The organism is Caballeronia sp. dw_276 (assembly GCF_018449635.1).
In the GTDB taxonomy this organism is placed as follows: domain Bacteria; phylum Pseudomonadota; class Gammaproteobacteria; order Burkholderiales; family Burkholderiaceae; genus Caballeronia.
Window position 1 is genome coordinate 1 of sequence record NZ_JAAVUV010000008.1, and the last position, 20,107, is coordinate 20,107.

General features: G+C 55.2%; 16 protein-coding genes. 10 read left to right on the top strand and 6 right to left on the bottom strand.

Annotation, left to right across the window (positions count from 1 at the left end; translation table 11 throughout):
* Positions 1-635: hypothetical protein (locus HB633_RS17885; protein ID WP_213779527.1), on the bottom strand; the 635-nt coding region annotated here is incomplete at its 3' end.
* Between the two features lie 594 nt (positions 636-1,229).
* Between HB633_RS17885 and HB633_RS17890 the strand changes: the two genes are divergently transcribed.
* The 4 genes from HB633_RS17890 to HB633_RS17905 all read left to right on the top strand — a co-directional run bounded on the left by HB633_RS17890 (position 1,230) and on the right by HB633_RS17905 (position 4,878).
* Positions 1,230-1,436, top strand: a complete 207-nt coding sequence (locus HB633_RS17890) for a hypothetical protein (protein ID WP_213779528.1) — start codon at positions 1,230-1,232, stop codon at positions 1,434-1,436.
* A gap of 68 nt (positions 1,437-1,504) precedes the next feature.
* Complete coding sequence (locus tag HB633_RS17895; protein ID WP_213779529.1) at positions 1,505-2,329, top strand: Sir2 family NAD-dependent protein deacetylase; 825 nt, start codon at positions 1,505-1,507, stop codon at positions 2,327-2,329.
* Positions 2,330-2,432: 103 nt separating this feature from the next.
* Positions 2,433-3,404: a hypothetical protein gene (locus tag HB633_RS17900; RefSeq protein WP_213779530.1), complete on the top strand. Its 972-nt coding sequence runs from the start codon at positions 2,433-2,435 to the stop codon at positions 3,402-3,404.
* Positions 3,405-3,582: 178 nt separating this feature from the next.
* Positions 3,583-4,878, top strand: a complete 1,296-nt coding sequence (locus HB633_RS17905) for a hypothetical protein (RefSeq protein ID WP_213779531.1) — start codon at positions 3,583-3,585, stop codon at positions 4,876-4,878.
* A gap of 519 nt (positions 4,879-5,397) precedes the next feature.
* Here HB633_RS17905 and HB633_RS17910 read toward each other — a convergent pair.
* On the bottom strand, positions 5,398-6,459 hold the full coding sequence (locus tag HB633_RS17910; RefSeq protein WP_213779532.1) for a WYL domain-containing protein: 1,062 nt from the start codon (positions 6,457-6,459) through the stop codon (positions 5,398-5,400).
* A gap of 262 nt (positions 6,460-6,721) precedes the next feature.
* On the opposite strand from HB633_RS17910, the gene HB633_RS17915 reads away from it, so the two are divergent.
* Complete coding sequence (locus tag HB633_RS17915; protein ID WP_255580991.1) at positions 6,722-7,003, top strand: hypothetical protein; 282 nt, start codon at positions 6,722-6,724, stop codon at positions 7,001-7,003.
* A 295-nt stretch (positions 7,004-7,298) separates the two neighbouring features.
* Here HB633_RS17915 and HB633_RS17920 read toward each other — a convergent pair whose 3' ends face one another.
* Positions 7,299-7,805 (bottom strand): hypothetical protein, encoded by a 507-nt coding sequence (locus HB633_RS17920; RefSeq protein WP_213779533.1) that lies wholly within the window; start codon positions 7,803-7,805, stop codon positions 7,299-7,301.
* A gap of 772 nt (positions 7,806-8,577) precedes the next feature.
* On the opposite strand from HB633_RS17920, the gene HB633_RS17925 reads away from it, so the two are divergent.
* The 4 genes from HB633_RS17925 (at position 8,578) to HB633_RS17940 (ending at position 14,622) form a co-directional block, all read left to right on the top strand.
* Positions 8,578-9,384 (top strand): hypothetical protein, encoded by an 807-nt coding sequence (locus HB633_RS17925; protein WP_213779534.1) that lies wholly within the window; start codon positions 8,578-8,580, stop codon positions 9,382-9,384.
* A 222-nt stretch (positions 9,385-9,606) separates the two neighbouring features.
* Positions 9,607-11,343 carry a DUF262 domain-containing protein gene (locus HB633_RS17930; protein WP_213779535.1) on the top strand — a complete coding sequence of 579 codons (1,737 nt, stop codon included), beginning with the start codon at positions 9,607-9,609 and terminating at the stop codon, positions 11,341-11,343.
* 320 nt (positions 11,344-11,663) lie between these two features.
* Positions 11,664-12,374 carry a hypothetical protein gene (locus HB633_RS17935; RefSeq protein WP_213779536.1) on the top strand — a complete coding sequence of 237 codons (711 nt, stop codon included), beginning with the start codon at positions 11,664-11,666 and terminating at the stop codon, positions 12,372-12,374.
* Positions 12,375-13,590: 1,216 nt separating this feature from the next.
* Positions 13,591-14,622 (top strand): phosphotransferase, encoded by a 1,032-nt coding sequence (locus tag HB633_RS17940; RefSeq protein WP_213779537.1) that lies wholly within the window; start codon positions 13,591-13,593, stop codon positions 14,620-14,622.
* 567 nt (positions 14,623-15,189) lie between these two features.
* Here HB633_RS17940 and HB633_RS17945 read toward each other — a convergent pair.
* From HB633_RS17945 to HB633_RS17955, 3 genes are all read right to left on the bottom strand, one after another.
* Positions 15,190-15,462: a hypothetical protein gene (locus HB633_RS17945; protein ID WP_213779538.1), complete on the bottom strand. Its 273-nt coding sequence runs from the start codon at positions 15,460-15,462 to the stop codon at positions 15,190-15,192.
* A 379-nt stretch (positions 15,463-15,841) separates the two neighbouring features.
* Positions 15,842-17,017 (bottom strand): NADH:flavin oxidoreductase, encoded by a 1,176-nt coding sequence (locus HB633_RS17950; RefSeq protein ID WP_213779539.1) that lies wholly within the window; start codon positions 17,015-17,017, stop codon positions 15,842-15,844.
* 128 nt (positions 17,018-17,145) lie between these two features.
* Positions 17,146-17,907 (bottom strand): glutathione binding-like protein, encoded by a 762-nt coding sequence (locus HB633_RS17955; RefSeq protein WP_346730331.1) that lies wholly within the window; start codon positions 17,905-17,907, stop codon positions 17,146-17,148.
* A gap of 591 nt (positions 17,908-18,498) precedes the next feature.
* Between HB633_RS17955 and HB633_RS17960 the strand changes: the two genes are divergently transcribed.
* Complete coding sequence (locus HB633_RS17960; protein WP_213779540.1) at positions 18,499-20,076, top strand: MFS transporter; 1,578 nt, start codon at positions 18,499-18,501, stop codon at positions 20,074-20,076.
* The last annotated feature ends 31 nt before the right edge of the window (positions 20,077-20,107 follow it).

Here is a 20,107-nt window from a genome sequence, read left to right on the forward strand (position 1 = left end):
TTGGTCGACCTGCCTTCCCACTTAGCCCGTGCGAAGCTGATGGCAAAGCCGATGGCGAACGCGTAACTGCTCGTGATTGCGTTGTTCTTCGCGTCGTAGATGAGACTGTCAATGTTGCCCGCACGCGCGATGTTCTTCGCCTGCTGGTAGGTGACGCTGCCTTTCTTGATGAGCGTGGTGGCGTCGTCCGGGTTGGATACCCCCGGCACCTTCCCGGCGGCAATCTTCTCCCGCATCAGGCTGACAGCCTTTTCATACTGGTCGCTCGGCACCTCGAGCTGCATGCCGGGATAGCGAAAATCGCCGGTCTTCGCGTCGAATGCGTCGTTCACCGTCCGGGAGGCGGTGTTGAAATATTTGGTCTGGATGTGAGCGCCGTTGGTCACGCGGTCGGCGCCGTTCTTCGCATTGTTCGACCCCACCTGCTCGACCTTGGCGCCCCTGAGCTTTTCGTTGAGCGCATTAGTGTCTTCTGCGGCGAATCCGGTTCCGCCCTTGGTGCCGAATTTGTTGAGCTGGGTCGACTCCAGATACTGCGCCGCACGTGCGCCGGCGGAATAGGAGGAGAGGTTTTCCGCGACGCCGTTGTCCACAGCGAAGCCCTTGAGCTCGCGCTCAGCGATGTTCTTTGTCATTTTTCCCCGACCTGCAGTTGTTGTTTTATTCTTTCCGACGATTATGGGCGAGCGCGTAATCGGCGTCCAGCCGAATCGGTTCAGGCCTAAACAGGGCATGGAATCTGGAGGAAAGTCCGGCGTTCCGGTCGCGCCGACGGCCTTGCCGAGCTGACTCCGAAACCTATACGAAGAAGGAAGCCATGAGGGTATGACGCATGACACAAGCCGACCTGTTCAGCGTACAGACCTAACCGCAGGCGCAGCCGACTCAATTCCTGCCCAAGAAGAAAACTGGATTTTCAGCCGGTCGTTCTGACCACGGCCCCTGATGAAGTACTGGCCATGCCCAAGAGCATCTATCGTGTTGTAGTACCGAAGAGCGAAACGAATTAGCGACGTCAAATTCTGGATTCTGTCGCTAGACCACGCAATGAAAAATGCGCACCACGATGAACGCGGCTTCTGGGAACGGTGGACGGAGAATTTTTGAAGCGGAAAACAATGAGACATAATTTGTCCCTATTGCCCCTCACACTGCTTCTCATGCACGGAACGGCGCAAGCATGCGACGGGCAGAACAAAAAAACTGAAACCAACCAGGGGAGTGCGCACATGAGCAAGGAATACATCCGCGACAACAACTATCGAGTCATCGGAAGCATTGATACTGATTCAAGTGGAAAGCAAGTTGCTTACGACGCGAACTTCCGGCGAGTGGGCGAGTACGACCCCAAGGCTGACAAGACTCGCGATAGCAACTTCCGCATCGTCGGCACCGGCAATCAGTTGTCTGCGTTGGTCTGGCAAGCGCACAAGTAACACACGGTTGGCAGTCTCCGAATGGACTACTGCGCTCGTCCAGCAGTGAGCGCATATCGGGAATTTCAATGGACGCTGAAGAGAAAATCGACAAAGCAGTCAGCTGGCTGCGGGAGGCCGACGGGCTGCTCATTACGGCAGGCGCCGGCATGGGCGTGGACTCGGGCTTACCCGATTTCCGCGGAGCCGAGGGTTTTTGGCGGGCCTACCCAGCGCTCAAGCATCATCGCATGTCCTTCGAGGATATGGCCAACCCGGCCAGTTTCTCGAAGATGCCGACGCTTGCCTGGGGTTTCTATGGACACCGTCTCGCGCTTTATCGTAAAACAGAGCCCCATTTAGGCTTTGGCATCTTACGGAAATGGGCGGCCAGGATGCAGCATGGCGGTTTCGTGTTCACGAGCAATGTCGATGGCCAGTTTCAGAAGGCCGAGTTTGATGCGTTGCAGGTGGCCGAGTGCCACGGCACCATCCACTCACTTCAATGTACCGAGCCGTGTTCAAGTGACGCCTGGCCGGCGCATGGATTCGACCCGGAAATCAGCGAAGCGACAGGGCGGCTTACGAACGAAATGCCGGTGTGTCCCCGCTGCGGAAAGCTAGCACGGCCCAACATTCTTATGTTCGGAGATTGGGGCTGGGTCGAGAAATACTCGGAGCGCCAGACAAGCCGACTGGACGCTTGGTTGCAAGCGCCCCAGCGCCTCGTCGTCGTTGAACTGGGTGCAGGCAAGGCGTTGCCGACTGTCCGCCGCTTCAGTGAGAGGCATGGCCCGCGCGTCATTCGCATCAACCCTCGCGAGGAGGCGATTGCGCCTCATATTGGCGTCGGAATCGCAGGAGGAGCGATGGAAGGTTTGCAATTTCTGGATGAGCGCCTGCACTCTCTGTAGAGCGATGGCGCTTGCCGTGCTTACGAAACTAACGCGTAAATTCATGAGTTGCTACAGCGGTAGCTGGGCGAGATTCGTTGAACTTTGAAAACAGGGACCGCGCGTGACGGACGCTTTCTTCATCGACCCGACGAAGCTCGAGCCTCGTGCGAACACCCTTTATTTGGAGGTGAGCCACGACGTCTTGAGCTGGGAACGGCACCCAGTGATGATGGCGCTGCCCGCAGAGTCTCTTGGCATCTTGGAGCAGATGCATTGTGAGACGCTCAAGACAGAGGGTCCATACGGCGTCGGTGGGCGTTGGTCAGAACATTATTTTGATGGGCAACTTCTTCTCGCTTTACCGTTCGGCGGGGTGCGCGATATCAGCACCGGCGAGCATTATCCTAGTGTGGTCTCGAGTGAAGAGAGGCGACTCTGGGCAAAATCATGGAAGCGTGTGCACGGCACTCCTTGGGGGCACTATGAAACCCGGCCACTCCTTCCTCTATCCCAAGTGAAAGGAACCTGTGCGAAGGAAATGTTCGTGGACCGCGATGGCCTTGTCACGCTGCGGTGGGCCAGCAACGCGCTTGGTGACTACCGGTTCATCAAGCCCGCACTCTTTCGAATAGGCGACTGGCCTGCAATAGCCCTTGAGCATCTCGCCACGCCACCTATCGTTCACAGGACGCGCCAATCGAGCTTGCTCCCATGGACTGCGCCGCTGCGAGCAGGTCTCTTACAGTTAAGAGATGGCTGGGTGGGCGCGGCTGTCTCACATACGTTGCCGGAGTGGGTCAACTCGCCGATTGTCGTGGCCATCCCTGAAGGGTCGCTGGACTTACTAGCCGCAGAAGACGGGCGTGAGCTTCCGGGGGCAACGCTTCTCACGGTAGGCAATGGGCCCAAGGGCGCGGTCGAATGGGGCCGCTATGGGCTGATTCCGCTGACTCCTTTTAATGAACCACTTTTTCCGCTGCGGCAGAACCTCATGCGTTGGCGCGATGGAAGCTTTACGCTGGAGTGGGAGAATTGCAACGACCTGGAGCCCGGGCCATGCATTGTTACCAAGGCGCTCTACGTTAAAGGCTGATTCGAGAGCCCAACCAAGCGACGTAAAAGCGGCTGGGCGTTGCATCGCTTTCACACTCCACTTCCGAAATCATAATTCTCCCGGAGGAGTGTTTTATCGTTAGACGGGTGCGGGACGCAGCACATTGAGCGTGACCGCTAATTGCTAAACTGCATCGCCACTATTCCCGGAATACCCCGTGAGCGCAATCGAAAATTACTTGTACGCCGTCCAGAGGCGCGTTAGCGAGCCATTGAAGAACTTCGATTCTGACCATGAAGCCAAGAATGGCCCGAATGAGCCGGATACCCGTTCTGACGGTGACATATGGGACGTACTGAACCCGGCCGAAAGGGAGGACACTTCAGGTTCGACGTTCTGTCGTCCAGCGCACTTTTACTTCTACAAGTCAATCCGATTCCGCGCCGAGGAACCGGGCGAATGGGGAGTCTACGTCATGAGGGGCGGGCGCGACCTTATCGCTAAACGGTTTGGGCCATATTGCTCTTCTGATGAAGAAGCGACACAAACAGCGAACGATTTTCTGATGGCCTGCGGAACAGCTCATTACCGCTTTGATGTGTTCGCCATGTCGCTCGAGGCAATCCAACAACGCTGGCTATATGTGCCTTACCGTAAGGCAAGCATCGGCGTAAATGCGCCGCCGCTGGAGGCGGCTTTTGTGCATCAAGCCGCCCTAGAATGGGCGGCGAAGCGTGGGTTAACTGCGCCCGTCACCGGAATTTTTGAGCTCTGGACGGCTAACACGGTTCTGCATCTTATTCCCAGGCGCTCGCTCGGGGCATACTTAGCTACAGCACTCGCCGAAGGGTTTGGCGCGTTGCCTGGCCCGGCGCGTTACGACCAGGCGGAATGGGCAAATACAATTCCGGAGACACTAAGAGACGAGTGTCCTGGTCCTCACGTTCTTAATCAACCGCCTATGGTCGAGCTCACGGCCGACATGCCGTCGACGAATCCGACTTCCGAGGATTGGCTCGCGCGCTGGGGCATCGAGCATTACACCAGGCTTGCGACTGGAGATTATCGCTTGGGTGAGAGCCTGGTTATTTTCGGGGACGATTTCCCTAACGGGAAATTTCCGGTTCGAATCACAGAGATTGATGGCGATTTCGTTTGTCAGGAGACCAATCTGTCGACGGTAGCCGAGCTACCGACGTCTGTTTGCGGGAACGCAGACATCTCGCGAAACCGTCACTTGCGGAATTTCCATGGAGTTAATAAACACCTAAAGTCAGTTCTCGGTGGGGTCCTTCGGGTGAGCGAAGAGTTCGTCGATTCAGCGGTGCTTGGACTTCTGAAAATCAAAGGTTTGTGCCATATCGATGCCACTCGCGATGCAGGCAAGCCACCCATGCAAAGCTGGGCCCAGATTGCAAGCAACCTTCTACCTGTCAGTAATAGTAACTGTGCGGTCCCCGAATGTCAGGAGGCGCTTGTCCGCGCTGGATTGAAACATCTCGCCAAAATATAGCAGGGCCGGGGCTCCTAAAGCATCCTCCATTAGGCTGAAGGGCCCAGACCGGAGAGCCATCGTGGGTACCAAGGGTCGCGGTTAGTCTCGGATGTAGATTCGTTAGGAGCCTATCGCGCATAAACAAAGCTTTAGGATTTACTTGAGCACGACGTTGAACATGCCCGCGTGAAAATCGACGCCGGCTTGGCGTAAGCCGTTCGAAGTTTGCTTGCTGGTGCAGCGCTTGCAATACCGAACGCCAGCCTCGCTGCCCGCCGCTTAGCGCGAGCACGGCATATGTCCCTTCGGACGAGAGACCAGGAAGCGCTGTATGCAAGCGAGCCCGTTTGCGTAGGAGCCTATCGTGAATCAGTTCCGTCGACACCGAAACGTCTTTGGTTGCGTCCGGTGGAAATCGCAGTGACTGCGCAACAAATGCAATCTCGGATGAATGCTTGGCGACGTTTTGACCTCCCAAAATTACAAAACGCAGTCATTGCCGAAAGAACGAGACAGTTCAGGTCTTAATTGGTTTCTTTATTTGTAGAGTGCTGCAAGCGACTTGTAGTCAGCTGCGAACTCTGCTCGCAACGCTTTCGGAGCAAGCACTTCAACATCGGCGCCAATTGAGCGTATCCACCAGCGCAGCCTGAGGCTCGGCACGACTGTACCTGCGACCTTCAACCGGCCGTCGCGCATGACCGCGACCGTTTGGTCTTTTGCCATGGGCGACTCCTTCAGATGTTCGCCGGCGTTGCCCGAGAACGCCAGTTCGAGCGTGACCGGAGGTTCAGTAACGAAATCGAACATCTTCTGGGTGCTGATGAATTCACTCAGCTTAAAGTCTTTCGGATACTCGAAGGACTGCAGCGTGTCCTCAACTTTGCTGATTCGGTCGAGCCGGAACAGTGTGCGCAACCAATCTGGTTTATTCGCCTCCGGACGCGGCGGACGGGTAGGGTCCTGCGCAACCATGTACATGACGCCGGCAGATTCGACGAGCGCGAGGGGGCAAAGGCGGCGAGCCGGTGCATCTTCTTTCAGCCCCTTATATGCAGGGCGATACGTCACCGTTAACTCGCGCTCGAAAAACATCGCGGTGGAGATTGTTTGCAGGACGTTAGGATTCGGCTTCGGCCGGGTAAGCTCGAACGCGCCGTCGACCCAAGCGATTTTGTCGACCCATCTACGGTGATTGCGATTTTCTGGCTTTTGCTGAGACAGTCGAAGCTCGGCTGCCTTGAAGAATGGTTCAATGTCGGTTGAGATTACTTCGGGGAGTTTGTTACGCGTAAAGCGTCCGAGCAAGGTGAAGGCCACAGCTTCCGAACCTGTCATAAGGGAGCCGACACCATGCGCGCCCCACAACCAACTGCTACGCTGCCATTCCAGCGCTCGCCCATTTTCACGAGATGTGACATACCTATCTACAGCTTCAAGCTTGGCGAGGTGCCTTTGTACCTTCTTCGGATAAATGTCCTCATGTCCCAATTCCTGCAGTCGCAATGCGATTGCAGGTGTAGTAATCCAAGGCTCTGGATTGTTTTCATCTGGGAGAATGCCCAAAATCGCCTCATCTAACGCGCCGTTTGTCGCCATATCGTTAGTCTCTTTGTTTGTCGTCCCAGGCCATCCCGTCATGAGCGAATTCTACACATTTGAGACAGAATGTGTCTTATATGAGCGTTAGGGTGTAGGCTAATGCAAACTGACCGGACGCTGCCATGCCAATGCTAATTGAACATATCGACGCGATTGCCCGCAAGAAGAAACGGGATGTACTGCTTTTGGAGTTCACAAAAGCCCGACATAAGACTCGCACGGAAGTTTCACCCCCCTACGAACCATCGAAAGCAGAAAGATGATTATCGAGTGGTTCGATGCAAACGCTGTACCGTGGACAATGTGCGGGGGAATCGTCCGCGAGAACGGTTGGTCGTCGTATGAAGGTCAAATCTATATAGACGTACCGTACGACCTTAGTAACCCGACATATCAGGACATGCAAGAATTCCTTGAGCGGCCTGATGGAACGTGTCGATTCGATGACCTGAAGTTCTGGATTCTTTCGCTCGAGGAGGCGATGGAGAACGCGCATCACGACGAGCCAGGATTCTGGGAACGGCACGCTGAAGGATTTTGAGCGCCTGCTCTTGCATCAGTCGCACTTTTTCTCTATCGAAATTTAATCTAAGGATTGAAGCGAGGACGAGCAAGAAAGCGCCGAAGATTTACGGGGGTGAAGAGCTGGGAGAAGACGTGCTCACAGAGGCACGAGTGTAAGCCGGACTCCGAGAGGCGGAGCAAATTCATTTCTGGCTGCCCCACCAAGCATTAGATAGGTGTCACCCCTAAGTCGTTATCTTGCGTCAACTCTCAAGCCGCTATATATGCCATCGGCCCATCTCGCGGCCTAGCCTTCCAGCGTTCCTTCCGATTTAATCTTCCCAATACTCGTCTCGCTGCTGGGCAAGGGTTACCTCAACCAACAGCCCTCCAACGTCGAGCATCTTGTCCCAATCACCTTCTAAGTGGTGGTCGAACAAATCGTGAAATAACCAGCAAAAGTGCATATCTGAGAGGGGATGTGGTCCGGGTTCCCAGACTTCATTCCAGTTCTCTTGCCCAAGCACATCCTTGTTGTCAAGCAGGAGCTTTGCGTTGAGCTTCGCAATGACATTGTCCTCATCGCTCTCAAATTCGGGATTTGTTTCGCGAAGGATGCAAGTCACGGCTGCGTTTAGTTCAACATCCTCATAGGTATGCCCGTCAAGTCTAGCGCGTATCAATCCGCCGGCGCTTTGGTAGTCGAGAAGACAGCGCGCTGCACGCTGATGAATCCAGTTTTCTGTTTTAAGCAGTTTGTCGTTGAGCAGCCGAAGCCGTGCGAGTTCGTGTACGGTTAAGTCGACCAGTCGCCTACGGAAAATTGTTTTTTGGTTCATTGGTTTTCCTCCCCGTCTGCAACATTTTCTCTTTGTTTATTGGGCGCCGCATGCTGAATATTGTGAATGCTGTTATGTTCGCACTGAGAAGAGACAGTCTCTGTCTCGATTAAAACTTTCTAGGCCGGATGGATGCAAAAAAATGGTCGGTGGAGCATCAAGCTAGTAATGCTCGTCCGCGGGAAGCATGGGCCGCAGAAGCTAGTCAGCGCGCGGGAAAGTCCTTCTTCGGTAATCAGTGCGGTTCGCCCTTCAAGTCGTGGTTCCTCCGCACGAAGGCTACGGCGAAATTATCGCCTTGGGTCCGTTTTTATGTGTATTACAAGTAACCAAGTTTAGGGGGAAAAGGTCTTGAACCTATCGGAGATGTGGAAGAGAAAGCTTTCGCCTAAGTGTAATTAGACTTCGGCGCGAAAAACGGCCCGCAGTTGTTGCTTTTTACGCCGGCGCTGAGATGAGCGTTTGATTCCGATTGAACAATTTTCGTAGTCGCAGAAGGCTCTTGCGGTGAGCCGAGATACCTTTGAACGGCGTTCGAGATGGACTTCAGGCGTGCATGGCGTCGTGACTAAAGAATCTGAGCTGGAGACCGTAAACGCGGTGAAGTAGCGGAAAAATGACACAAGCACTGCATGCCTGGTCAGCGGCGTTGTCGAAACGTCTATTGAGCAATGCGAAGATACATCTGCGCTCGGTAGGCTCTTGCAAACGTGTGGTCGGTCTAACACGCGCTACCGCCGCGGATTGCTCTTTCTAAGAGGTGATTTTTAAGATGGCCGAATACTGCTTGCGGGCCGATGAGTTCGCGATGTTGTCGGACAAGTACGACGCTTATTCCATTGACTTCGCGTATGGATTGCGCATGTTGGAGTTGTGCATCGAGAACGCGAGCGATGTGCTCGGCGAGCGGCTAGGATTCGAAGAGTTCGCCGAATGGTTGGATGACTTGTCGCAGCACGTTACAGAAGGTTTCGAGTACCTTGAGCGATATGTCGACTCCTTGGAATCGAGCGATTCCACTGCCCAGCAGGAAGAACGAGATGATGCTCTCGAGAGTGACAAGGTAGAGTTGTCGGAGTTGGCAGACCTAATTCGAGTCGCCGCTGACGGCCTAGAAAGCGCGCTCGACAATTCTCCCGTGGCATCCGTCGTGCCCGACTTAAGCGAGGAAGAAGAAGAGCGACTCGACGAAGAGGTTGAGTCCGTCGCGGAAAAGGTGAGAGAAGTCGGGTTTGAAACGTATCATTTCCTAATCGGTGCACAGTATCATTGGGAGAAGGTCGCCAGTTCCGACATTGAAAAGTTGAAGCTGCAGGATGTAAGTCGCATGTTTGGCGAGAAGCGTGTTGAACGCGAGACCATTCAAGAAAGTGGCGAACCGGAACCACCTCAAGTTCGAAAGCAAATCCCGGGTCGATTTCGAGCTGCACGCGCCGACGCCAGTGTGGGAAGCATCAGGAGGCGAATCGAGCGTGTCTTCGGCCTGCCGGATGGGTCTGTCGCGTTGTGTGGACCAGATGGCAAGGCGCTTCGGGCAGACGCAAGGATTGCAACACTGCGACGGCGTTGGGATGCCTGACTCGCTAGTACACGGGAGTGAGGAGTAGAGCAAGTCACTTCGATGGCGCTGCCCCTGTCGTTGGCATCGCTTAGCCTAGAAACAAATCGCGCGTTGGACGCCAAGATTGCGACGCTACGACGTCACTGACAGCATTAGCCGGGCATTATGCGTTGCGGCTGTCCCGGCAAGGATAACTATCACCCATCGACGTCCTATAACAAGCATTTTCCGGGAAAGCCCATGCAGCAGCAAAACGTTTCAATTGGCACCCTAGTAGACATGTACAAGCGCGGCGAACTGCGTTTGCCAGAAATCCAGCGCCACTATGTATGGCGGGCGACCCGTGTGCGGGACCTACTTGATTCGCTCTATCGCGGCTACCCCAGCGGTTCCATCCTGATGTGGGAGACCGACGAGCCGGTACCGACGCGGGATTTCGCTATCGCGCAGGATTCCAACGCCTTTGCGGGACGCAAACTGTTGCTGGATGGTCAGCAACGGCTAACCTCACTGGCTGCAGTGTTGCATGGTGAACCAGTTTCGGTTCGTGGTCGTAAGCGGGCCATCGACATTCTGTTTAACCTGGAGCACCCAGACGGACCTCCAACTGACATCGTCGAGGTGGATAGCGACGAAGAGTCCCCGGTTACTCCAGATGACGAGGTGGCGGAAGAGGCTGAAGACAGCGACGAAATCGACGAAAGCGAACAGGGGCTCCAGGCGAAGCTGAACCGCCGTACCTTCGTGGTGGCGAGCAAGAGCCTGCTGTCTCAGCCGAACTGGGTGTCGGTTACCCAAGTCTTTCGAACGGCAAACGACGCCGAAATTCTCGAGAAGGCTGGAATTGAATCGTTCAAAGACGCGCGCTTTCAAAAGTATTCCGACCGCCTTAAGAAACTGCGTGCTATCAAGGACTACCACTATGTAGTGCACGTGCTGGAGCGTGGCATGAGCTACGAAGAGGTCACGGAAATCTTCGTGCGAGTGAACTCGCTCGGAGCAAAGCTGCGTTCTTCTGACCTCGCGTTGGCACAAATGACCTCGCGTTGGCCTAACCTGCTTAAGGAACTCGAGGCGTTTCAGGAGGAGTGCGAGCAGAACTGGTTCACCATCGAGCTTGGTCAACTCGTGCGTGCTATCGTGGTCTTTGCCACGAAACAGTGCCTTTTTCGCAGTGTCGCCAGCACGCCGGTAGATGCGTTGAAGGAAGGCTGGAAACAGGCGCAAGAAGGGCTTCATTTCGCCATCAACTTCCTGCGCACCAATGCGGGCATCGAAGACGAGTCGCTGCTGTCGTCACCCATGTTCATTCATGTGCTAGCGGCGGTGAGCCGGGTCAAAGACAACAAACTTACTGCTGTCGAACAAAACCAGCTTTTGCACTGGTTACTGGTTGCCAATGCTCGCGGTCGCTATTCGCGTGGTTCGACCGAAACCCTGCTGAATGAGGACTTGGCTATCTTGTTTCGCACGGGCAATGTTGCCGCATTGATGGAGCCCGTCAAACGACAATTTGGACGGCTGCATATCGAGGTCGGTGACCTCGCGGGACGCGGGGTCAACAGCCCCCTATTCGCTCTCGCTTATCTTGCTTTAAAGGCCTCCGGAGCCAAGGACTGGTACAGCGGTTTAGGTTTATCGCTTGGGCATCAGGGCAAACTTCATTTCATCCAATGGCACCATATCATCCCAAAGTCGTTGCTTAAGTTAAAGTACGAAACATCCGAAATAAACGAGATTGCCAACATGGCCTTCATTACCGGCCAAACCAACCGACGTATCAGTAACAAGGAAGCTACCGGGTACTTGGCTGACATTGTTGCTAAGCAGGGCACAGTTGCACTGACAAGCCAATGCGTGCCAACCGACCCAAACTTATGGGCGACAGAGCGCTATCAGGAGTTCTTGCAACAACGCCGCGACGCACTTGTCGCACGCATGAACGAGTTTATTCGGGACAAAGCGAAGCTAACCTAGCTTACCTAAGGGTCATTGGTGGGGTACGATGTCAAATCTGCGGGGTTTCGTCATCATTCAGGCAGCGTAAAAGGACGCGCGCGTTCGAACATTCGACAGCAGCTATCCTCTGGCGGCGCTCATGTTGCGCGCGGTAGAGCAGTACAACCGATTCAGTTCGCCTGCTGGGTGAACTCAGTCCGGTCCCGCGGAATAATTCGGCTCTGACCCGCATCTTTCTCGTTACGTACCATGCTTCTGACGACCACGGCCGATTTGGTCGAGATTGAGGCTGTCCTAACCCCTACCCTCGCGACATTCGCGCTTACCACCGCAGCGACATGAGACAACCGACACCCCTCGATAGGGCTTTGCGCGAGCCCTTAGAGCTTGAGCTCTCGCCGGCCTTTCCGCAATTCCGCGAAGGTCCGTCATGCAGTCTTAAGCGTGCGTTGTTTGCTATTTATGTCGAGCCGCCAGCAGCGCTCGGGTTGAATGAGATATTGCCTGTCCTACGGAAGAAGGTTCGAGCGGACGTCAAACCAAGCCGCGCCTCCCTTCGCTATTCGGGGCTTGCGGGACACGGCCTGGCGCGCAGGGGAGGAACTGCCGCTTGGGTTGATGCCGAGAGTATTGACGAATCTGGTGCTCAGAACGTGACGCCCTACCTTAGGTACCGGTTAATCGTCACCGACAGGCTAGAGCCCATCGGCTATTGCACCTTTTCATTGTGCGTCCGCTGCGACGCCAGCGTCGAGATAGAGGTCTTTGAGATTTGGCTTGAGGCGCGGTACAGGGGCATCTCACTCGGGAGGGACCTTGCGAGCAAGATTGCTTCGATGGTGATGTCAACTCTGGAGCGGTTGGATGGTCGAATAAGCGAGGCAGGATTGAAGAGTCTTTCCTTGAAACTGGTGGTCTGCGGGGATATTTATTCGGAGTCCGGCGCGCGGTTCGTGAAAAACGTTGCATCATCGCTTACGTTCGAAACATGCTACGCAGTGTGGTTTCGCCTCGAGATTGAGGACATAGCCTGCGAACTGAGATGGTGAAGGGACGACCTGACTCTCGCGCTTCGGGAGAAAGTCAAAATGCCGCTGCCCTTCGAAATATGCGGAAAGCGAGGAATCCCGTGGATATGTGTTAAGTCTCTCACGAGTAGCGTACCGCGCTGACGGTCGCGCTATGAAAACTAAGAATGAGGAAGCATATGGCCAATTGCGACCTATCACGCGTCGACCGCACGCCGGGCTGCCTCTACGGCTTGTAGCGGTGATGACGTGCTCGGAGTGCCGTACAAGTTTCACGACGCTTACATCTTTGACTGCTTTTAAGAATTCTCTATCGTCCGAATCGCCCACCATCGCGCAGCGCATCCTTAGGGTTGGTTGCAACTTTGACGATGGCTGATTCGAGTTTGATTTTGTCGACGGAGATGCTGGGGTTATCTCAATGCTTATGGGCCTATGAAACTCGCCCAGATGAGAAGAGCTCGACAACAACGATACTCAATACCGAAAAGTTTCGGATTCAAGGGAAGTGGTTCATAAGCGTCGACAGCATAGAAATGATAAATCCATTAGAAAAGGGGCCCATTTCGGAGTCCCCCATCTCTCGTTAACGCGCTCGCCATCGAGCGTGACTCGCCTCGTTCGCATGTCCGTCACTGTGCGTGTGGTTAACGAAGGCGACGAGGAAAGTCTGGAATGCGGGCGACGTGGGTGCATTTGATACAGCTGTCAGCCAAACACCAAAGTGATGCTTGGCGGTGAATGGACAGAAAAGAATTGAAAACTTTCTATCCGTCACGCTTTGTGGCTTATTCCGTAGAGCTGCCGTGCTTACTGCTCGGAATTATCCCAACTGTGAACGGCGGTCGAAATCCGACACTAAACGGCGGCGGGTGTTTTCCGGGAACGAATTTTGATTAGCGCGCGAGCAAAAAGTCTCGTAGCGGGGTCAAGGGCAAGCGCAGCTTCTCGAAGCGAATCCTTGACCCCGCGAAGGGACAAAAAACTGGTCCTGGGGTTCGACCTCGGTCGCGCCCATAAAAGCGCATTCTCGCCGCCGTCTAACGGCGGTTTTGCATCGCCGCTAACACCAACCGTAGAGAAAGCTGCGGGCGCTAGCGAACCGTGATTGAAAGAGCTATGCAAGATTCATGAAGTCGCTATTCAATCCCACGCCGGAACCTTTTGTAGTGTTATTTTCGGCCGTATAGGATGCGGATAATCTCGTGGTGGTGGCTTCCCTCAAAGGATTGCGACGATGCTGAACACTGAAGCGGATGATTCAAGCCCAATGCGGGCAGTATATTCAACCGTTGGGGGCGACGAAATTCGCAAAGTACTTGAGCGGGATTTTGGAATCGGACCAATCGTTGATTGCACGTTGTTGCAGGCGGGCTTCAACGACATTTACGAAGTTGCTCTGTTGGACGGCCGGCGCTGTGTCGCGCGCTTGAGCTCTCGCCTGGAACGCGGAGTTCCGAACGTCGACTACGAGACAGCTCTGCTCCGACATCTGAAGCGCGCCGGAGCGGCGGTTGCCGCTCCTTGGGTAGCTAAAGACGGGGCGCTCAGCGTAGAGGTCGCTGCGCCTGAAGGACGGCGGTCTCTGGTTGTTTTTGATTTTCTTTCGGGTAATCCGCCGCGAAACGAGCCGACCGACATCGCAGAAATGGGCGCGGAGCTGGCGCGTATTCACATCCTATCCCGAGATTACAGAGGGCCTGCGAGCAACTACCAACTTGATTTTGACCATCTCCTGCGCCGTCCGCTAGCGCGACTGCTGGCGCTGAGAGACCTGGACGTAGACGTGCGCGAAATGCTGAGTTCGACTGCGGCAAGTCTTGAGGCGCGCATAGCGACATTCACCGAGCTCACGCTCGTTGAGTGCCATGGGGATTGCCACGGAGGAAACACATTGCTGAGCGACGGGCCCCAAGGCTCAAGGGTAGCTTCGTTCTTTGACTTCGACGACGGTGGGCCAGGCTATCTTGCCTATGACCTTTCGGTGTACCTATGGAGCAACTTGCTGGGACGACAGCTTGCGAATCCGGACGAAAAGGTAAGAGCTAACTGGGGACATTTTGTTAACGGCTACCGAAGCGTCGAACCAGTCTCATTATCGGATTTCGAGGCCATCACAACATTCGTCGCAATCCGGCATTTTTGGTTGATGGGCGAGTACGCGAGCCGTCTGAATCGAATGGGAATGAGGGTATTCCGCGGGCCATGGTTTCGAAAGAACTTTGAGCTCGTCAAGGTGTGGCAATCTCTTAGTACTCCAATTCCCTAAAGCCTTCCGCTCTCAAACACATTGTCGGCCATTTTGCCGTGAAGACAAACGTCTAGAAAACCTTAGTTAGGCTACAGGCAACGAATGATTTAGACGCGCGTTCCCGTTTTCATTCCGAGCTCCGCTACAACAATGCTTTAGCGTTTCCTCGTAAGGCCGTGAAAGATTGTGGCCAACTACTTTACGGAGGTCACCGTGCCTGCACTCGAACAAATCCAAGCGAAAGATGTTGAAGCTTCAGGCTCAAGCGGATGCATTGATTGCAAAAAGCGCACATGCAGCGCTCGACCAGATTCGGCGACTGATGCGTGAACATAGACGACAACTGAAGATATCGAGGCAGGAGCGAAAGCGAAGCGAGTTACCGACCAACGGGACTTCTTCCAAGGGCAAGGGTAGACTTACTCCATGCCTTTCTATTGAGCAGCGGTCTTTGTGGACCTGCTGCTGTAAGCGAGATTGCTTAATGCTCGCACTTCCGTAGGAAACGAGTTAGCTCGCTGCGTGCCATTCATCGAGTGCTGCTGCGGCGCATCCCAAAGTCGGGTTCACGCGGGCAGGAATTCTTCAAATGAGAATTCGATACCGGTTGCTACGGCCGTGCAGCTCTACTGCGATAAGTTTGTGTTTTTTAAGTACATCAATAGCGACCCTCGTTGTGTCAACGCTTTTATCTATAAGCTCAGAAATCTCTTCAAGGGTTCGTGTCGAAGTTGGAGACTCCCTGGTCGCCGCCGCTGCGATAACGGCCAGGACGGCATATGCCGTGACGCCAATCTTTGCTACCAAGCCATCGAGCACGTCTTGAGGGAAGAATTCTCCGCAATAGTCTTTTTCCATGGAAACCTCGAGTTTTGCGGTGGACACCCGACTGTCCCTTCGACGCATCGCCGGAGTTATACGCCGGTTTGAACATGGGCACTTGAGGGGAACGTGCACGGCAAGCGGATGTTAGGCAATGGCATGGTTGTAAGCCAAATTGGTAAATTCGGATAGGTACTCGCGGGCTCAAAACACGAGACGCTCGCCATGACCGAGATGTTCAGCGCTTCGCTAGTGCGTCGCGATGTTAAGCACATGAATGCGCTCCGTAGCAGAGCAGCCGCATGCTATAGCAATGCAACCGCCTGCTAACCAGAAACCAGCCTGTTTATTGGGATAAAAGGCGGCACGGAAGTCGCACCGTTCCGAAATTGGCACAGACTAACCCGGGAGCGATTTAAATGAGTTCCTTCAGCACCTCCGGATTCCAGTTGTTCAACTGGTCAATGCGTCCTTCGCGGACTTTATTCGCCCAATCCGGATTTACCAGCATTCCGCGACCCACCGCAATAAGGTCGAAGTCGCCACGGTCGACTAGCTGCAGCAGATTATCGAGCGACGCAACGTTGCTACCTTCACCCATCAGTGTGTCGATATGCTCGCCCGTCATGCCGATGGAGCCTACAGTAATAGTCGGCTTTCCAGAGAGCTTCTTCGTCCACGCGGCGAGGTTCTGGTCAGAGCCAAATTCCGTGTCCCAGAATCGACGTGTCGAGCAGTGGAAGACGTCAACGCCTGCGTCCACCATGATGCGCGAGAATTCCTCAAGTTCCTCAGGCGTGTTGAAGTTCTTCGCCTTGAAGTCCTGCACCTTCCACTGCGAGATGCGCAGCGATATGGCGAAGTCCGGTCCAGTCATGCGACGAATCTCTGCGATGGCGTCTGCAGCGAGGCGAGCTCTATTTTGCAGCGAACCGCCCCACTTGTCGGTACGCGTGTTGGTACCCGGCCAGAAAAACTGGTCAAGGAGGTAGCCATGCGCCGCATGGAGTTCAACGCCATTGAAGCCAACCAATTTCGCGTTGATAGCAGCCTTGCCATAGGCTTCAACGATGGAATCCAGGTCTGCGGGGAGAGCCGGGTCTCCGTCGAGCGTGGTCGGCTTTCCAATACCCCCGAAAAGACCAGAGGGGCCGACACGACGCGGCGGCTTGTAGTCCTCGCGTTTTGCTTCGTATAGACCGTCAACAGTGTGCTGCTTCATCTGGCCAACATGCCAGAGCTGCGCAAGGATAGGCGTGTCTTCGGCGTGTACAGCGTCCACGACCCTCTTCCAGCCGCCGAGTGCTTCCACACCATACATTCGAGGAACATCCACCTCGTTGGCTGCGGCGTCGTGCGGAACCCACGTTCCTTCTGTGATGATGAGGCCAACGCCGCCCTCAGCGCGTTTGCGGTAGTACTCGGCATTGGCATCGCCTGGAACACCCGCCGGCGTCATGGTCCGAGTCATCGGTGACATGACGACTCGGTTTTTCAGAGGCAGTCCACCGATTTGGACCGGCTCGAAAAGCTTCGTGGTACGTTCAGCGGCGATGGCTTCTACCGGTTTTTGCGAAACGTGTGCATTCACGTGAACCTCCTGTATCAAAATCAAAATTTTGTGAACAGGCACCGGACTAGGCCGGGGCATACCGGCGTTTTCCGGGGCCGTCTGACAGGCGATGACTGCAACCGAGCGGCATACGCCGCCAGCGTTGGCTACGCGGCCAGCCGCGCCTTGTGAACCGCGACGACTTCAGCTTCGTCCTTCAAAGCCTTCTGGGCCGACGGCCGAGCGTTGACGCGGGCGATGTACGCGGCAAGATTTTTCAAATGGTCGAGATTTACGCCCGAACGCTCGTGCCACAGCGTTGCCCACACATACGCGTCAGCAACCGTAAATTGGTCGCCCGTCAAATACGTGCGGCCGTCGGACAACTGCTTGTCGAGCACTCCATATGCTGTTTGAAGCTTCATCGTGTGGAATTCGATGCCTTCCGGAGTCATCAGCTTGCGCATTAGAGGGATATGCTTCTGCGCGATTTCAGTCGCGATGAAAGTGAGCAACTGGTCCATACGGGCACGCTCAATCGTGCCGTGTTTCGGAATCAGTTTCGATTCCGGATGCTGGTCCGCAAGGTAGGACGAGATGATGACGGTCTCGGTCAAGGCCTCTTTCTCGCCGTCGATTACCAGTGCCGGCACATAGAGAAGCGAGTTGACGTCCGAGAAGTTGCTGCCGTCGGAAGTCGATTTACCAAACACATCGAAGTGGACTAACTCCGGCGAAAGGCCTAGTTCGTTGGCTATAGTCTGAGCGGCGAGGGAGCAGGTGGCTTCAGCAATATAAAGTTTCATTTGAGTCTTCCTACGAGACGAATGACCGATGTGGCCAAGTTGCGGGTGGTGCGTATGACCCGCACCGTTGGAAAGAAGTATGGGGAAAATGGAGGTCGCGATAAACAGCACTTGGAGCGCCACTCTGTCGAATCGAGAGCGACAATCTTCGTGTCTGCATCCCGCCTTGGGAATTGTGTAAAACCGCGGCCAGGGAAAGCGTCAGCGAAACGCCGCACGGAAGAGAAGCCCGTGGTGCCGAATACCGACGTAAATGCCGCTGCCTTGGCCGCCTATGCGTGCGCCGACGCAGACGTGCATGCGGGCGAGACGTCACCCTTGTTCGGAGTCACCGCAAGAAGCGGCTAACGAGCATGTCGCTGGAGTGTGCCGCACCCAACCCGCAACGGCTGCCGAGGTCACTGCGTCAGGACGATGGACGACAGTGGAGAGCAGCACGGGACCGATGCGAAGATGCCCTGTGAAGCAAAACCTTCCTACGGAAGCAAGCGGATTGCGAAGTGCGATGGAAAACGCAACGCTGAGAAGGAAGACAAATAGCGAATCTGCCGTTCGGTGGAATGGAATTGTCGCTTTCGCGGAGACGCTCTATCCGCTGTGGCGTTATTTATCTTCGGCGATTCGTTGTTCAGAATGACTCGCTTTGAGCGCCTCATCTCACTGAGCGCGTCGACCCGCTCGCTTCGCAATCCAATTACTTCCACAGGTTCGTAGATGAATTCTGCAACGTCATCCGGAACAGACACCAACAAGCTGCTGATTCTTGCAGCCGTTTGTCTGTCCGCGCTAGTTTTGCCACTTGCATTTTCAGGAGGCGCCGTCGCTACGCCAGCAATTGGGAGAGACCTCGGCGGCAGTCCTGCCATGCTGACCTGGGTGACTAACGCGTTCATGCTGAGCTTCGGTAGCCTACTGATGGCCGCCGGTGCGTTGGCTGACCAATTCGGCCGCAAGCGACTCTTTGTACTCGGACTCGGTGGCTTCATTGTCACCTCGTTCGCGATGAGCTTCGCGCCGTCTGTACTATGGCTTGATATTTTGCGTGGCATACAAGGTATCGCCGCTGCGGCGTCACTCTCGAGCGGAGGCGCCTCACTTGCGCAGGAATTCGACGGCCACGCCCGTACCCGGGCTTTTAGCATGCTCGGCACGAGCTTCGGTATCGGTCTCGCGTTTGGTCCACTGATGGCTGGCACGCTCATCGAGCATTTCGGCTGGCGCTCCATTTTCCTCGTCATCGCTGCGATTGGCGCTATCGCCTTCGTCTTTGGTGTGCCGCGCATGCGCGAGACGCGCGACCCGAACGCATCGAGTCTCGACTACCCAGGCACCGTCACCTTCACCGCAACGCTTGCACTCTTCACGTTCGGCGTGATTCAAGCGCCGGAAAGCGGATGGGGTAGCCCGCTTGTTGTGACGCTTCTCGTCGCATCGGCAGTCTTTCTCGCCGCTTTCATCATGGTCGAGGCCCATGTCAAACGGCCGATGCTCGAGTTGAGCCTGTTCAAATATCCGCGCTTCATCGGCGTGCAGATTCTGCCGGTGGGCACGTGCTATTGCTACATCGTGCTTATCGTCATGTTGCCGTTGCGGTTCATCGGCGCGGAAGGGTTGAGCGAAATCGACGCTGGCATGCTGATGATTGCGCTCTCGGCCCCGATGCTCGTCGTGCCGATGTTGGTTGCTTCGTTCACCCGTTGGATGTCTGCTGGGGTGCTGTCGGGCATCGGCTTTTTGATTGCCGCCGCAGGCCTGTACTGGTTGAGTCTGGTCGACTTTAGCGGACCGAAATCGGAACTCATCGTGCCGATGCTAGTGATTGGTATTGGTACGGGCATGCCGTGGGGACTGATGGACGGTCTGTCGGTAAGCGTTGTGCCGAAGGAGCGCGCAGGCATGGCATCAGGCATTTTCAGCACGACCCGAGTAGCCGGCGAAGGTATCGCTCTCGCAATCGCGACCGCAGTACTCGGGGCGCTGACCCATAGGAGTCTTTCCCGTGTCATTCCTGACAATAGTGGTGACATTGCCGCGCGTGTTGCGGATGCCGCACAACGTATGACGGCGGGTGATATGGTGCACGCCGCATCGACCCTGCCGGAAGTCGCCCGGCACGCGTTGTCGTCGAGCTATGCGGACGCATTCACAAGCCTCCTGCAGGTGCTGATTGTTATCACGTTGCTGTCGGCGTTCGCTACCATCGCTTTCCTGAGCAAGACGCCAGCGCAGGATGACGAGCCGGACGCGAAGTCTGAGCGGAAGGATGTCGCCGAAGAGGCTGTTCGTGCATAACGTTCGAGCGGCGGAACATAAGTGGCTGTCC

What these genes read in the sequence shown, in the direction of transcription:
- HB633_RS17890 (WP_213779528.1), top strand. Translation starts at nt 1,230, where the DNA reads ATGAGCAAGGAATACATCCGCGACAACAACTATCGAGTCATCGGAAGC.
- HB633_RS17895 (WP_213779529.1), top strand. Translation starts at nt 1,505, where the DNA reads ATGGACGCTGAAGAGAAAATCGACAAAGCAGTCAGCTGGCTGCGGGAG.
- HB633_RS17910 (WP_213779532.1), bottom strand. Translation starts at nt 6,459, where the DNA reads ATGGCGACAAACGGCGCGTTAGATGAGGCGATTTTGGGCATTCTCCCA.
- HB633_RS17915 (WP_255580991.1), top strand. Translation starts at nt 6,722, where the DNA reads ATGATTATCGAGTGGTTCGATGCAAACGCTGTACCGTGGACAATGTGC.
- HB633_RS17920 (WP_213779533.1), bottom strand. Translation starts at nt 7,805, where the DNA reads ATGAACCAAAAAACAATTTTCCGTAGGCGACTGGTCGACTTAACCGTA.
- HB633_RS17925 (WP_213779534.1), top strand. Translation starts at nt 8,578, where the DNA reads ATGGCCGAATACTGCTTGCGGGCCGATGAGTTCGCGATGTTGTCGGAC.
- HB633_RS17930 (WP_213779535.1), top strand. Translation starts at nt 9,607, where the DNA reads ATGCAGCAGCAAAACGTTTCAATTGGCACCCTAGTAGACATGTACAAG.
- HB633_RS17935 (WP_213779536.1), top strand. Translation starts at nt 11,664, where the DNA reads ATGAGACAACCGACACCCCTCGATAGGGCTTTGCGCGAGCCCTTAGAG.
- HB633_RS17940 (WP_213779537.1), top strand. Translation starts at nt 13,591, where the DNA reads ATGCTGAACACTGAAGCGGATGATTCAAGCCCAATGCGGGCAGTATAT.
- HB633_RS17945 (WP_213779538.1), bottom strand. Translation starts at nt 15,462, where the DNA reads ATGGAAAAAGACTATTGCGGAGAATTCTTCCCTCAAGACGTGCTCGAT.
- HB633_RS17960 (WP_213779540.1), top strand. Translation starts at nt 18,499, where the DNA reads ATGAATTCTGCAACGTCATCCGGAACAGACACCAACAAGCTGCTGATT.